The organism is Leptothermofonsia sp. ETS-13 (assembly GCF_049200465.1).
GTDB lineage: Bacteria > Cyanobacteriota > Cyanobacteriia > Leptolyngbyales > Leptolyngbyaceae > Leptothermofonsia.
The window spans coordinates 4,141,828-4,154,982 of record NZ_CP120836.1; the positions used below are offsets into that span (position 1 = coordinate 4,141,828).

Genomic DNA, 13,155 nt, shown 5'->3' on the forward strand with positions numbered 1-13,155 from the left:
GGCGGTGGGGCGATGTGCCCACTAATGGTTAAAGGGCTTTCCTTTCAATGTTGAGTTTCCACAATCGTTCCAGAGTTTTTACCCGTCGTCCAAAAATCCATAATCGGTATTGCCTGTACAGCAAAGCTCCTACTCCCAAGGAAACCAGAACACCAAGCAGGCAGTACTCTGCCAGGGTTGAATAGGGACGATTGGTTGAAAAACTGGGCTGTGCTTGCGAAACAGATCGGGCAATTGAAGATTGATGAGAACCGCCAGAAGCAGAGGTTTGCATCCTAAACCTCCCGCTGCCGGAAAAGGAAATTGAGATGCCAGTGGGAACCGTTGCACGGGCACGAGAGTTGAGATATTGTGCAAAATTCAGCGCAGTAATCTAAAACCATTTTTTTTGTGGGGACAACTTTTAATAAGATGCTCCGGTTCGTAGACAGAATAGGTATAGCAACGGTAAATCGGCCATGAAAAAGTAGTGAAGTTTACAGAATTACTTGCGAAGGTTTGGGCCAGCATTGATCGCAACCTGACTATAGCGATCCTTCTTGAAATTTGAACGAGGTGCAGGGTTCACAAACTATTTGAGAACGCTATATTCAACGATTGGGAAGTCAGGAGTCGGGAGCCAGGAGTCAGAATGAATCTGATTGCTGATTCCTGGCTTGCTCCAAAAACATCTGTTGTCAAAACAGTGCTCACCGGCCTTATCCTGGTTGCCAATCCTCTTTCTCACAAGGGAAAATACAATATCTACCAATTACCACCATTGGCTTACGTATAGCTCTTTTCAAGGGTGTGAAGTACTCACTGTACTCACAATCCCGTACTTTATTCAAATGAAAACCGCTATAAGTAGCTGGGCGCAATAATTAAATTAAGGATAATTTTGGGGGTGGAGGGGGTGAAACCCCTTGTCTGGGGGCGCAGCCCCTACTCCCCCCTTTAAAATTAAGGCGTTGCTGAAAAGCAGTATGAATCGAAACGGGTGGTGCCCAAATCGTAATGGTTCTTGAGTGGATAATGATGTGCAACTAGCGCCGTACATCATTACCTTGTTAGGTCTACCTCGAAACGAAGTTTCGAGCATACAGCACCTGTTTCGTACCCAAATTCAGCGACGCCAAAATTAACTTTGGCTACCTACTTAAACGGTTGAATTCATGCCAATAGGTGAAGCAGATCGCAGTGAGGTAATGGTGAATGGTGGAATGTGTGGTGTGTTGAGTGGGGAATAGGAACATGCAAACTCAAGATAAGGATGCGGCATCCAATTTGGAAGTCGTAGCAGAGCCATTGGATGGCGCTTTAGCAAAGTTGGAGGACGCGATCGCCAAAAGCCAGCGCTATCTCCTTTCTATCCAGTATCCAGAGGGTTACTGGTGGGCAGAACTGGAATCAAATGTCACCATTACCGCAGAAGCGGTTTTGCTGCACAAGATTTGGGGAACCGATCGCACCCGCCCGCTCCATAAGGTTGAAAAGTACCTGCGGGTTCAACAGCGAGACCACGGTGGTTGGGAGCTTTTCTACGGGGATGGCGGGGAACTGAGTACCACCGTTGAAGCTTACATGGCATTGAGATTGCTTGGCGTTCCCGCCTCTGACCCGGCTTTGCAAAGAGCGCGTCAGTTCATTCTGGAACGGGGTGGCATCAGCAAAACGCGCATTTTCACCAAAATGCACCTGGCTCTGATTGGCTGCTACGACTGGCGGGGGCTGCCCTCCATTCCCCCCTGGGTCATGCTGTTTCCAGAAAACTTTCCCTTCACTATTTATGAAATGTCCAGTTGGGCGCGGGGCAGCACCGTACCTCTCCTGATTGTGTTTGACCAGAAGCCTGTTTACAAAGTTGATCCAGCCATCAACCTGGATGAACTGTATGCCGAAGGGCGCGAGAATGTGCGCTTTGAGTTGCCCCGGCACGGTGATTGGACGGATATTTTCGTGACCCTGGATGATCTTTTTAAGCTGGCCGAGAACCTGAAACTAACCCCCTTCCGCGAAGAAGGACTGAAAGCAGCAGAGAAATGGGTGCTGGAGCGTCAGGAAGATACAGGAGACTGGGGTGGCATTATTCCTGCGATGCTCAATTCCCTGCTGGCGTTGCGATCGCTCGGTTACAACGTTGCCGATCCAATTGTGGAACGGGGACTGAAAGCGGTTGACAACTTTTGCCTGCAAACCGAGGACCAGTACTGGACCCAGCCCTGCATTTCACCTGTCTGGGATACAGCCCTCGTGATGCGATCGCTGGTGGACTCTGGCTTAAACCCCGACCATCCCGCCCTTCAGCGCGGCGGTAACTGGTTGCTGGAGAAGCAAATCCTCGACTATGGCGATTGGGCTGTCAAAAATCGCGAAGGTAAGCCAGGAGCCTGGGCATTTGAGTTCGACAACCGCTTCTACCCTGACGTAGACGATACGGCGGTCGTCGTGATGGCTCTCCATGCCATTCAATTGGAAAATGAGCCACTGAAGCAGCAAGCGATCGCCCGCGCCGTGAACTGGATTGCCACCATGCAATGCAAACCCGGTGGTTGGGCAGCTTTTGATCTGAACAACGATCAGGACTGGCTTAACCTCGTTCCCTACGGCGATCTCAAAGCGATGATTGACCCCAACACCGCTGATGTCACTGCCAGAGTGCTGGAAATGGCAGGTAAGTTGGGATGGGCTAGGGGCCAGGAGTCAGAAGTCAGAAGTCAGAAGTCAGAAGGTAGGGCCTGGGGACCAGGGTCTAACGGTCAGGAGTTAGGCTTTAACTCAGCCCTCAGCCCTCAGCCCTCAGCCTTCAGCTCTCAAGACTCATCTACCCATCCACCCATCCACCCTCCTACTCCCCATCCCTCTCTAACAACTAACAACCAAAAACTAACGACTGCTCTCACTCCTGATGCGATCGCCCGCGCACTGGCTTATCTCCGCCGTGAGCAGGAACCAGAAGGTTGCTGGTTTGGCCGTTGGGGAGTGAACTACATCTACGGCACAAGCGGGGTTTTGTCAGCCCTTTCATTGATTGCGCCCCAATCTCACAGGAAGGAAATTGAACGGGGTGCTGCCTGGTTAGTGCGCTGTCAGAATCAGGACGGTGGCTGGGGTGAAACCTGCTTCAGCTATAACGACCCGAAACTGAAGGGGCAGGGTGACAGCACTGCATCCCAGACGGCCTGGGCTCTGATTGGGTTGATGGCAGCGGGAGAAGCAACGGGCACCTATGCAATGGAAGCGATTGAGCGGGGTGTTGGCTACCTTATTGAAACCCAGCGTCCAGATGGTACCTGGTATGAAGATTACTTCACAGGCACTGGATTTCCCTGCCACTTTTATTTACGCTACCATCTGTATTATCAACACTTCCCATTAACAGCTCTGGGCCGTTACCGGAATGTGGCAAAACGGATGGCGAAATCTGGTTCTGATTAGTCAGCAAAATCCGCCCCAGTTTGTGGAGGGAGTGATGCTGCTGCTGGCACTGGCATTCTGTGGTGCTTGGTTTTTTATGCAAAATGAGTTATATCTCGTTCTGTGCCTCAGCTATATCGTGGGAGCGATCGCCTCGATTCTGGTGCGTGAAGCGATTACTCCCTCTGCCCATACCCGCCAGATCCGCCTCACAGCCCTGTTGTCTCTGGGGCTCCTGATGGCAGGTGTTGGTTTTTATGCTGCGAAAACTGGCTATTGGGGCCGTTATTTTTCCCAGTGATTGGCAACCAACTTCCCTGCGGCATGGACTGAATCTGGGTATGAAATGGATGCTGTATGCTCGAAACCTCGTTTCGATTCATACTGCTTTTCAGCAACGCTTCCCTGCAAACTTTGAATAAAGGGCATCCGGAGTCTGATCTGTCAGTCGTGTAGTTGCCTAATATAGCGATAGCCACCAGGCTTAGGACGGGGTGCAGGGGTTCCACCCCTTGCTGAGGCAAAGCCTCCACACCCTCTTAAAACCAATGTCCTGAGCAACCTGGCGACAGCTATAGAGATCTTCGCTGGGATGGGAGATGGCAAACACCCAGCGCGATCGGTGTGTTTCCTGGTTCTTTCATAACTATGCTGCAACGTTTTAGAATGATTTTTCGACCCTGGTCGGCTTCATTTTTCCTGGTTTTACTGGCTGGCTGCTCTCAGGCAAATCTTCCCCCGTCTCCTCTGGTTGAGCTACCCAGTCCAATAGTGGTCCAGACAGAGAATTCACCTATTGATGAGGGTAGGCAAGTTGAATCGGCTCAACCCATTCCATCAAAAATCGAGACTTCTTCCAAAATTCCTTCCATCCCTGACGCTTCTGACTACCCGATTGCAAAGGCCAGAGAGCAAAATGTTGTAGAGACAACATTAGTTGTCAAAAATCGCTTCACCCCAACTGAGTGGATGGCTCAGCGGATGGCAGGCTTCTCCAGGGATGGAGGCTACTTCATTTACATGGAAAGCTCACGGGATAGTGGGGCTGGCATTCCCAAAGCGGCGATGCAACTAGTTGAAATATCGTCTAACCAATGTATTGATCGAGGTTGCATTGAAACCCGTTATGGTGAAGCCGATGCCAGGCTGGATATTGCCGACGCAGAAAATGACCTGCTGCAACAAACATGGAAGTTAAGACAGGCTTTGAACTTGACCCCTCCTGCTGCGGGAACAAGTCTGCCAATTGTATCGCGATCGCGCACCAGCGATGGCATCGAAACTGTGACTGTGCGGCTGAATGACCGGAATTCTTTGCTAAAACTGCGATTGCGGCAGAAGCAAGTGGGGGCAATGGAAAAAGGAAATCCTCAAACTGCGATGATGCTAGAGATTGATAGCAATGGACAACGGCGATCGCTCGACTCCCTGAACAACTTCCGACCCTGGGTACTGGACTACTCCATCCGAGAAGTACACCTGTCTACCAATGGCAAACATTTAGCCATTCTCATCACTGCAACCAGGCCGACCTTTGAAGGTACCCTAGGCACAACCCTGGTGCAGGGGTTTGATTTGAGGTGAGAGGTGGGGGATGAAGGAGTAAAGGGATGAAGGGGAAAGGAAGATGGAGTGGGGGGAGTGACATCCCCCCACTCCATCCCCCCATCACTCTTGCCTATCCAAACCACTGACGACGCGATTGCGTCCAGAGGATTTTGCTTGTAGTAGATTTTGATCTGCCCGCTGAAGCAGGCTTGCACCCCTAGAGTCATCCGTGGGTTTAAGAGATGCTGTCCCCGCGCTAATGGTCAAATGGAGGTCTAAATTCTCATCAATTGTGAATGGCTGCTCGCTAATCAGGCGGCAGAGACGGCTGGCAACTAATGAGGCTTCTTGCTGGTCAGTGTTGCTGAGAATAATTACAAATTCTTCGCCACCGTAGCGAAACAGGGTATCGCGGAACCGCAAATTATGACGCAGGCGGCTGGAGATGAGCTGTAGAGCGCGATCACCCACAGGATGACCGTAGGTATCGTTGATATTTTTGAAGTAATCTACATCCAGCATGACCAGGCTGAGGGGTTCCATCCGACTACGAGCATTTTGCACCTGACGGGGCAATTCCCAGTCCAACGCACGCCGGTTATTGAGCTCGGTCAGGGGATCAGAAAGGGCGATCGCCGATAGGATGTCATTGGTGCGCATTAATTCACGGTAGGTTTTAACCATCCGCAACCCCGATACAATCTGAGAGCGCAAAAGCTGATCCTGCCGTTTCAGAGCCTCTTTTTCTAACGCTTCTCCTTTCGAGTTATTGCAGGGAAGCCACAGGTAAGCATCAGCTCCACTTTCTAGAGCTTCAGCCCTGGACTCCATTTCCCAATTGCGCTCAAGCCAGGGATCTCCTAACATTTGCGCCGGGCTTTCCAGCACAATGCAGTAAATCCAGGCGAGTCTAGTTTGTTCTTTAATCTGATGACAAAGTTCAAGGCTGCCGGGTTGGTTTCCTTGAAGAATAATGAGGTCAGGTTGTTGTGCCTGAATCAGCGGAACCGCTTCGCTAGGGCTGGACGCAACCTCCACAATACAGGTGACTAAATTCCGAATTCGATTCAGGAGTGTTGATAAAAAGTCATCACCTCCTACTAGCAGAATCGAAGCTTCCATTGGCAGATCAATAGCCTTATCTGAGAATCCAATTCAGGACTTCACTAAATTACTGGGATTTCCACGTGGAAAGCATACATCATAGACGATTAAGCAAGGGGGGTAAGAACCCTGGTGCAGCACGGCTTATGCAAAAATCCTTTTGTAAAAAAAGATACACTTGCGGAAAATGACTTTCCGAAAACAATACCTAGAAAAGAGATAAGTAGATAGCCGTAATTAACTGTAAGAAACTGTCAGAAGGGGGAGTGGGGGCTGCGCCCCAGACAGGGGATTTCACCCTCTCTACCTCCGAAATCATCCTTAAATTTGATTACGTCTACCTGCTTACCTGAAAGCGATAGCTCCCCCCTGCTTACCCTAGAATGCCCACTTTCATCGTGTTATTGCGATCCTATCTGGATTTTGAAAAGAGATTCCTGCAGAGTTTCTTTTCACAAAGCCTTTTCATTCCACAAAGCATTTAGGACTGCTATAGTGATCCTGATTGACGACAGAGTAGAAAGTATGGTGCGGGGATGGGGGGATAGGGGCCAGGAACTGGGGCCTAGAAACTATTCCCATTTATAGCTGTGGCTACCATATTTAAAGCGGAGTGCAGGGGGTTAGAACCCTTGGCTTGGGGGCGAAACCCTTATACCCCCCTTAAAGCCAATGTCCTAAGTAAACTGATGACAGCTATATCTGCTGGTTGACAAAATCTAATAAGATGCGCTGATGGGGTGGCCCCAGAGGGCGAATTTGCTGGGTTCGACGGGAGTAGCGATCGCCCCTCATAATTTCTTCCAGGGTAACCAGATCCATATCTGCCCCCTCATTTAACACCAGGGCATCTAAGCCCACGGTCAGCGTCCCCTGGTAAACGTGTCGAATGACTCTGGCATCTTCATAACAGCCAAAGGGAACTAGGGTGGGTGGAGTATAACCAATCTCTTCTAAAAGCTCTCGCCGGATGGCAGCATCGCTCGATTCGTCGGGTTCGAGGTGTCCACCAAACAGTGCCCAATGTCCCGGATAAAGAATATTGGGCAGGTCATCCCGCAGTTGCATAAGAAATTTACCGTCTTGATGGAGGATGGCGATCGCAACTTCAGGGCGATGGGAAGTATTTGTATCCATTAGCTCTTCAGTGCAGGAGTGTGCTGTATTTGTTCCTGCTGCTCAATATACGCTGTTCCCTGCTCTTTCGATTGGATACCCTGATATTTCAAATATTGCAGTCTTCCTCGGATGACAACCTCATCTCCCTGATCAGGCACCTGCCCCTTCGTCAAAACCCAGATTGTACCTGTTGCATCTTTGAGTTCATACACCATTCCTTCTAATAACGGCACCCGGCTTCCAACTTTACCCTTCAGGTGAACAATGGTCCCTGGTTTTGGCGATCGCTGAATTTCCTGGATGGCATCCGTTTGCACTAGCGTTTGCACCAGTTCTGACGTGCGCCCTTCTGAGACGGATTGGGCAGACTGACCACAAGCAGCTAAACCTACCACCCAAAAGGCTAAAAAGAATACACGCAATGCTTTAAGAAAATGCATAGTTCACGCCAAATCTGCGAAACTGATGAACAGCCTAAAGCTGTAATAGCACAACTTCTTTGACCATGACTTTAACTGCTCAATTGCTGGATGGAAAAGCCCTTGCCCAGAAGATGCAGGCTGAGCTAGCCGAACAGGTGCGGGTTCTCCAGGTTCAACGGGGACGCCCACCCGGGTTGGCAGTGTTGATGGTAGGTGACAATCCTGCCAGTGCAGCTTATGTGCGGAATAAAGAACGGGCCTGTACCAATGTTGGAATTGCATCTTTTGGTAAACACTTTCCGGCAGACACCACCCAGACAGAACTGGAAGCCGTGATTCAATCCCTCAACCAGGATGATCGTGTGGATGGCATTCTGGTACAACTCCCCCTCCCCGACCATCTGAATGCAGTTGCTCTGCTCAATCAAATCCTGCCCGAAAAGGATGCGGATGGGCTTCATCCTACTAACCTGGGGCGGCTAGTGCGGGGAGAAGCCGGTCTACGGAGCTGCACCCCCGCTGGCGTGATGCGGTTGTTGCAGGAATATGAGATTGATCCTAAAGGCAAGCAGGCAGTCGTTATTGGCCGTAGCATCCTGGTTGGCAAACCCCAGGCGTTGTTGCTGTTGGAGGCCAATGCCACTGTGACGATCGCCCACTCCAAAACTCCAGATTTGGGCGCGATCGCCCGTACTGCTGATATTCTGATTGTTGCAGTAGGTCGCCCTCTACTGATCACTGCCGAGCAGGTAAAACCCGGTGCTGTTGTCGTAGATGTTGGCATGAACCGGATTCTTGACGAAACTGGAAAAGGGCGGTTGGTGGGAGACGTTGATTTTAATAGTGTCCAGTCCGTTGCCTCATTTCTCACCCCTGTTCCGGGTGGCGTTGGTCCCATGACCGTCACCATGCTATTGCAAAATACAGTTCAAAGTTATCTGCAACGGGGGTAAGACCTTAAGAGGCATTAGTACCAGGCGACTATAGCGATCCTATTTGGATTGTAAGAAGGAGTTCCGCAGGAACCCCCTTCTCACAAAGTCTGTCCATCTCACAACTGTTAAGACTGCATATATTACCGTACCTATGCGGATGAGGCTGTGGAGGGCCAGTAGGGGGTGAAGTTTCCGTAATTTTATTGATATACTGTATAGAACAATCATACGGGTTACGTATCTACCTGCGCTACGGTTTACATAACCTGCTATAGCAGTCCTAAATCAGTCGTGAGATTGAGAGGCTTTGTGAGAAAGGATTCCTGCGGACCCTTTTCTCACAATCCAAACAGGATCGCTGTATCTACAAAAGCGAACCTATCTACAAAAGCAAACTAAGAAGAACTTAACCTCGGCATCATGCTTGAAAAGACCAATTAAGCTCTCTCGCGGTGTGCTTTGTTCTGGGACTAGCAGGGGTGTTGTATTTGCTGTTTCCAATTTTAATCTTCCCTTGAGGCAAGAAATGCGTGATATTGGCGATCGCAACCTATCTTCTGTTGCTTCCGATAACTCTCCTAACCACAAGCGTTTGGGTGGTTACTTGGTAGAGGCTGGTCTATTGACCCCCGCTCAGGTGGATGTTGCCCTCAATGATCAGAAGTTAACGGGTATGCGCTTTGGAGAAATTCTGGCCGCCCGCGGTTGGGTCAAGCAGCAAACTATTGAGTATTTAATGAAAAAGATTGTTTTACCTGAGCAAGAAGCAGCCAGGCGAGAAGAGGCTAATGCTTTACGACAGGAGGGTGCGATCACTCGTCCATCATCCGCAGTCTCTACCATTAACCCCTCTCCCCATCTGGATTCCGGGAACAGCAGCTCGTCCCCTTCAGAAAACCCTCGGCAAACTCCAGTCCGACGCGCAGTGCCCATCTCCAAACCTTTACCCTCGGTTAGCTCTTCTGATGGTGATGTCAGTTGGGTTGGATAACAATATTCCATTACCCTGCCTCCTCATTTCCACAGGGCAGTTACTCCATCATTGCGCCTGAACTTTCTAACAACTAATCACTAAGTAGGTTAAGTAAGGAGCCATACTTATAGCCATGCTTAATTGTATGGGATTGTAAGGGGGGAGTGGAAACTGTACCCCTAAAGTAGGGAGTTTCACATCCTCAAACCCCGAAATTATCCTAAATGTATAGCTATAGCCACTAGGCTTAAGACAGGGCGCAGTGGCTCCCCCCTTAGCTGGCCCCTGGCTGGGGGCGAAGTCCCCATACCCCCTTTCAAGCCAATGTCCTAAGCAGCCTGGCGGCAGCTATGATTGTGCCTGGCTACTTAACAACTTCCTCTTCACCCTCTAAACAGCCAGAACCAAAAAGGTAGCAAAACCAGTAATCCTAAAGAGCCGATCGCCAGTGCCGTCACCGCAAGTTCCTGCTCCAGCTCATAGGCTTCAGCAATCACAAGCGTGGCAAAGGCAGGCGGCATTGCCATTTGCAGCAAAATTACCCGATGGGTCATTCCCGTGATTCCGCTCCACCATAAAATCGTGCCTAACACAAGCGGAACCAGCAACATCTTGATTCCCACCCCTATTAAGGCTGGTTTGATGTAGCGAAATGAGGAGAGCTGGCTTAACCGCATCCCCGCCAGCACCAGCGACAGAGAAACCACAAACCAGGCAAGCCCACGCAGACTGTTCTCAACCAGTTCAGGCAATGGTAAGTTGCGGCAGGCCAGTCCTATCCCAAAACTCCAGAGAGCGGGGTTTTTAATCATGGCCTGAAGTGGTTCCCAGGGATTTTGGGTTTGACCTTGACCAAAGCGAGAGGCCAGGGCAACACCCAGACCATACGCTCCTGGAGTTGAACCTAGCAGGTCATAGAACAATGCCCAGGCAAAATATTGCGGTCCAACCAGAGCCAGGGAAACAGGAAACCCGATATATCCCGTATTGCCCACCATTGACGCCAGCAAAAAACTGCCCTGAGCCCGGTGGTTCCAAGAATGGTGCTTCTTTTTCCAGCGGCTAATCCACCAGGCTAACCCCACACCAGCCAGCATGGCTGCCCAGGCAACAACTGGTGCAATCCAGAGGGCAAGAGACAATTGGGTATGGCGTAGAAATGCCACAATTCCAATAGGGATACCAATCCAGAAGAGAAACTTCCCAACATGGGCTGGAATGGAAGGCGGCAGCAAGCGACCCAAAAACCAACCAACACCAGTCCAGCTAATTAATGGAATGTAAACAGCCGAGAGGTTTGAAATCGTCATGATTGCTAAGATAAAGCTGACCTGGGAATAGAATTCAGAAGTCAGGAGCCAGAGCCAGAATCATTGTCCTTCCCGACTCCTGGCCTCTGATTCCTTAATTTGATGAATGCGGCTGTACCTGGCGCACAGTGACTAATTTATAACTACTTTGCCGCATCTCTGAACTATTCCAACTACGAGGTTTTCGGTTAAACTGTCTCAGTCTACAATTCGTAGGAACTCTCTTGAAGTTTGGCGATCGCGTCACTACTACTAAGGTGAAGCCCCAAAAACCTGTGTGTGGAAAAAGTAACCTGGTCTCCACCCGTCAGGAGAGCTTTCATGTGTAAAGCATTTGTTTAGTGCAGGAGTTAGACGATTGGATAACACGGGCACTTCGGAAAAAACTCCCAGAGTCTTATCCCCTCCAGGGGATGATATTCCGGTTGCATTGCGGGTAACTCCCCAGGAAAAACCCAAGTCCCAGGTCAATGTTGTGGTTTTAGCAGGCAGTCTGTCTGCCCTCGGGTTGGCCGCTCTGGTTTCTGGTGTTTTGTTTTCCCTGCGTGTGCAGCAGACAGAGAGTGCAACCGTTGCAACCGCCAGCCCTGCGCCAGTAGAATCCAAGCCCTCCCCCACCGCTTCCCCAATCTCTGAGATTCTGTTGGGGCATTTTGCCTATCCAGAAGCTCCCCGCTCTGAACTGGCCCCCATCACCGATGATGGCAGGATTAAATTACGCAAAGCGGCGGCTAAGGCTTATCGGGAGATGGCAGCGGCGGCTCTTCAAGAAGGGGTTGTTCTCGTTCCTATCTCTGGATTTCGCTCCATTGATGATCAACAAAAGCTTTATTTTGATGTGAAAGCCGAGCGGGGACAGGTCGCGGAAGAACGGGCGAAGGTCAGTGCTCCCCCCGGTTACAGTGAACACCACACAGGCTATGCCGTTGACATCGGAGATGGGAATACTCCAGCCACCCATTTGAGCGTTAGTTTTGAGAAAACAGCCGCCTTCCAGTGGCTAAAGGCCAATGCAGCTTATTATAGTTTTGAATTATCTTTTCCGAAAGGAAACAAGCAGGGAGTGAGTTATGAACCCTGGCATTGGCGTTATGCAGGGGATATCCAAAGCTTGAAGACCTTTTATAAGGCGCGGGATGACCAGAAACAGCTCGGGGATCAGGCTGGAGAAGGTGAGCCTTAAGTGCTTTCCAGAATAAAAATTTTCAGGTAATCGCGATTTCTGATAGGGCGAACGGCGTTCGCTTAGAAATCTTTTTAAGAAGGGGGGAAGAGATGGAAGAAAGCATTTGGGTTAAGGGTGGATCATGGGAGAATGAATTAGCGGTTTACTTACCCTTCACTCCAGAACCCTTTTGATGTCTGAGGTTTCCCTTAACTTAATTGCAGTCACAGTCTTTATCTTTACCCTTGCCAGTCTGCTGGGGCCATTAGTGCATTTGTCTCCTGTGGTTCCGGCGATCGCCACTTTCAGCATTCTGAGCCTGGCAACACTGGATACATTCGGCTGGCAGGGGCGCGGAGCAACTTTGCTGTTAGATTGGCTGGCGAGCTTTTCTAAAGAACACCGCGATCGCGTCGTACACCATGAAGCGGGGCATTTTCTCGTCGCTCACCAATTAGGAATTCCGGTAACGGGTTATGCTTTGAATGCCTGGGAAGCTTTTCGGCAAGGGTACCCCGGTAACGGTGGTGTCCAGTTTGACACCCAGGAACTGGAGCAAGAATTGCAACAGACAGTCCTCTCTGCCCAGCTACTGAATCGTTACTGCACGATCTGGATGGCGGGCATTGCGGCTGAAACGCTGGTATACCCAAATATTGAAGGCGGCAACGACGATCGCCAGAAGCTGAGAGCCATCCTCACCCAACTGGGGTTTCCAGCGGCTGAGTGCCTGCAAAAGGAGCGCTGGGCGATTTTACAAGCCAAAACGTTGATTCAGCACCATCAGGAAGAGTATGAAGCACTCGTTTCTGCCATGAAGAAAAAGGCAACGATAGAAGAGTGTCGGCGGGCGATGTTGATATAGCGACTCTATTTGGATTGCGAGAAAGAGTTCCTGCGGAACTTCCTCTCACAAAGCCTGTCCATCTCACAACTGGTTTAGGACCGCTATATAGGATTCACAGACTATTTGTGAACAAGGGGGTGGACCCCCTACACCCCGTTCAAATTTCAAGAAGGAACGCTATAGATTACTTAGAAGTAGGGTCAGAGAGACAGGGATAGAGCTCTTAACATTTACCATGAACTTTACAAATCGATACATTCAGAAAACTCTATCGTTGCTCTGGAAAGCCAGCCAAAATTCTCAAATATAGAGATTGCAGCCGATCTTACAAACAGA

Annotated in this window: 12 protein-coding genes; 7 read left to right on the forward strand and 5 right to left on the reverse strand. The window is 50.0% G+C overall.

The annotated features are described in order from the left end of the window. Positions 1-28 precede the first annotated feature (28 nt). Complete coding sequence (locus tag P4D80_RS18835) at positions 29-274, reverse strand: hypothetical protein (protein ID WP_421655542.1); 246 nt, start codon at positions 272-274, stop codon at positions 29-31. A gap of 959 nt (positions 275-1,233) precedes the next feature. Between P4D80_RS18835 and shc the strand changes: the two genes are divergently transcribed. The 3 genes from shc to P4D80_RS18850 all read left to right on the forward strand — a co-directional run bounded on the left by shc (position 1,234) and on the right by P4D80_RS18850 (position 4,980). Then, a complete protein-coding gene (shc, locus tag P4D80_RS18840) occupies positions 1,234-3,417 on the forward strand; it encodes a squalene--hopene cyclase (protein ID WP_421655543.1) in 2,184 nt (727 codons plus the stop codon). After that, positions 3,380-3,697, forward strand: coding sequence for a hypothetical protein (locus P4D80_RS18845; RefSeq protein ID WP_421655544.1), 318 nt, complete (start codon positions 3,380-3,382; stop codon positions 3,695-3,697). The genes shc and P4D80_RS18845 overlap by 38 nt, the downstream gene beginning before the upstream one ends. A gap of 347 nt (positions 3,698-4,044) precedes the next feature. Beyond that, entirely contained in the window at positions 4,045-4,980 is a 936-nt protein-coding gene (locus tag P4D80_RS18850; protein ID WP_421655545.1) for a DUF2259 domain-containing protein, read from the forward strand. An 84-nt stretch (positions 4,981-5,064) separates the two neighbouring features. On the opposite strand, the gene P4D80_RS18855 is transcribed toward P4D80_RS18850, so the two are convergent. The 3 genes from P4D80_RS18855 to P4D80_RS18865 form a co-directional block, all read right to left on the reverse strand. Continuing rightward, positions 5,065-6,066: a diguanylate cyclase gene (locus P4D80_RS18855; RefSeq protein WP_421655546.1), complete on the reverse strand. Its 1,002-nt coding sequence runs from the start codon at positions 6,064-6,066 to the stop codon at positions 5,065-5,067. A gap of 678 nt (positions 6,067-6,744) precedes the next feature. Next, positions 6,745-7,185, reverse strand: coding sequence for an NUDIX hydrolase (locus P4D80_RS18860; protein WP_421655547.1), 441 nt, complete (start codon positions 7,183-7,185; stop codon positions 6,745-6,747). Beyond that, positions 7,185-7,607, reverse strand: a complete 423-nt coding sequence (locus tag P4D80_RS18865) for a hypothetical protein (protein WP_421655548.1) — start codon at positions 7,605-7,607, stop codon at positions 7,185-7,187. Before P4D80_RS18865 ends, P4D80_RS18860 begins: the two co-directional genes overlap by 1 nt. 65 nt (positions 7,608-7,672) lie before the next feature. Between P4D80_RS18865 and folD the strand changes: the two genes are divergently transcribed. Both folD and P4D80_RS18875 read left to right on the forward strand, forming a co-directional pair. Continuing rightward, positions 7,673-8,542, forward strand: a complete 870-nt coding sequence (gene folD, locus P4D80_RS18870) for a bifunctional methylenetetrahydrofolate dehydrogenase/methenyltetrahydrofolate cyclohydrolase FolD (RefSeq protein WP_421655549.1) — start codon at positions 7,673-7,675, stop codon at positions 8,540-8,542. A 508-nt stretch (positions 8,543-9,050) separates the two neighbouring features. Further along, positions 9,051-9,515, forward strand: coding sequence for a hypothetical protein (locus tag P4D80_RS18875; protein ID WP_421655550.1), 465 nt, complete (start codon positions 9,051-9,053; stop codon positions 9,513-9,515). 365 nt (positions 9,516-9,880) lie between these two features. Here P4D80_RS18875 and P4D80_RS18880 read toward each other — a convergent pair whose 3' ends face one another. Next, complete coding sequence (locus P4D80_RS18880) at positions 9,881-10,807, reverse strand: AEC family transporter (RefSeq protein WP_421655551.1); 927 nt, start codon at positions 10,805-10,807, stop codon at positions 9,881-9,883. A gap of 358 nt (positions 10,808-11,165) precedes the next feature. Here P4D80_RS18880 and P4D80_RS18885 point away from each other — a divergent pair, with 358 nt between their 5' ends. Together P4D80_RS18885 and P4D80_RS18890 are read left to right on the forward strand one after the other, a co-directional pair. Beyond that, the gene (locus P4D80_RS18885; protein ID WP_421655552.1) at positions 11,166-11,990 is read left to right on the forward strand and encodes a M15 family metallopeptidase; all 825 of its coding nucleotides are present in this window, start codon (positions 11,166-11,168) and stop codon (positions 11,988-11,990) included. 175 nt (positions 11,991-12,165) lie between these two features. Beyond that, positions 12,166-12,837 (forward strand): ATP-dependent Zn protease, encoded by a 672-nt coding sequence (locus P4D80_RS18890; RefSeq protein WP_421655553.1) that lies wholly within the window; start codon positions 12,166-12,168, stop codon positions 12,835-12,837. The last annotated feature ends 318 nt before the right edge of the window (positions 12,838-13,155 follow it).

Bases quoted from the DNA above. Each gene is read 5' to 3' on its own strand.
- P4D80_RS18835 (WP_421655542.1), bottom strand. From the start codon at position 274: ATGCAAACCTCTGCTTCTGGCGGTTCTCATCAATCTTCAATTGCCCGA.
- shc (WP_421655543.1), top strand. From the start codon at position 1,234: ATGCAAACTCAAGATAAGGATGCGGCATCCAATTTGGAAGTCGTAGCA.
- P4D80_RS18845 (WP_421655544.1), top strand. From the start codon at position 3,380: ATGTGGCAAAACGGATGGCGAAATCTGGTTCTGATTAGTCAGCAAAAT.
- P4D80_RS18850 (WP_421655545.1), top strand. From the start codon at position 4,045: ATGCTGCAACGTTTTAGAATGATTTTTCGACCCTGGTCGGCTTCATTT.
- P4D80_RS18855 (WP_421655546.1), bottom strand. From the start codon at position 6,066: ATGGAAGCTTCGATTCTGCTAGTAGGAGGTGATGACTTTTTATCAACA.
- P4D80_RS18860 (WP_421655547.1), bottom strand. From the start codon at position 7,185: ATGGATACAAATACTTCCCATCGCCCTGAAGTTGCGATCGCCATCCTC.
- P4D80_RS18865 (WP_421655548.1), bottom strand. From the start codon at position 7,607: ATGCATTTTCTTAAAGCATTGCGTGTATTCTTTTTAGCCTTTTGGGTG.
- folD (WP_421655549.1), top strand. From the start codon at position 7,673: ATGACTTTAACTGCTCAATTGCTGGATGGAAAAGCCCTTGCCCAGAAG.
- P4D80_RS18875 (WP_421655550.1), top strand. From the start codon at position 9,051: ATGCGTGATATTGGCGATCGCAACCTATCTTCTGTTGCTTCCGATAAC.
- P4D80_RS18880 (WP_421655551.1), bottom strand. From the start codon at position 10,807: ATGACGATTTCAAACCTCTCGGCTGTTTACATTCCATTAATTAGCTGG.
- P4D80_RS18890 (WP_421655553.1), top strand. From the start codon at position 12,166: ATGTCTGAGGTTTCCCTTAACTTAATTGCAGTCACAGTCTTTATCTTT.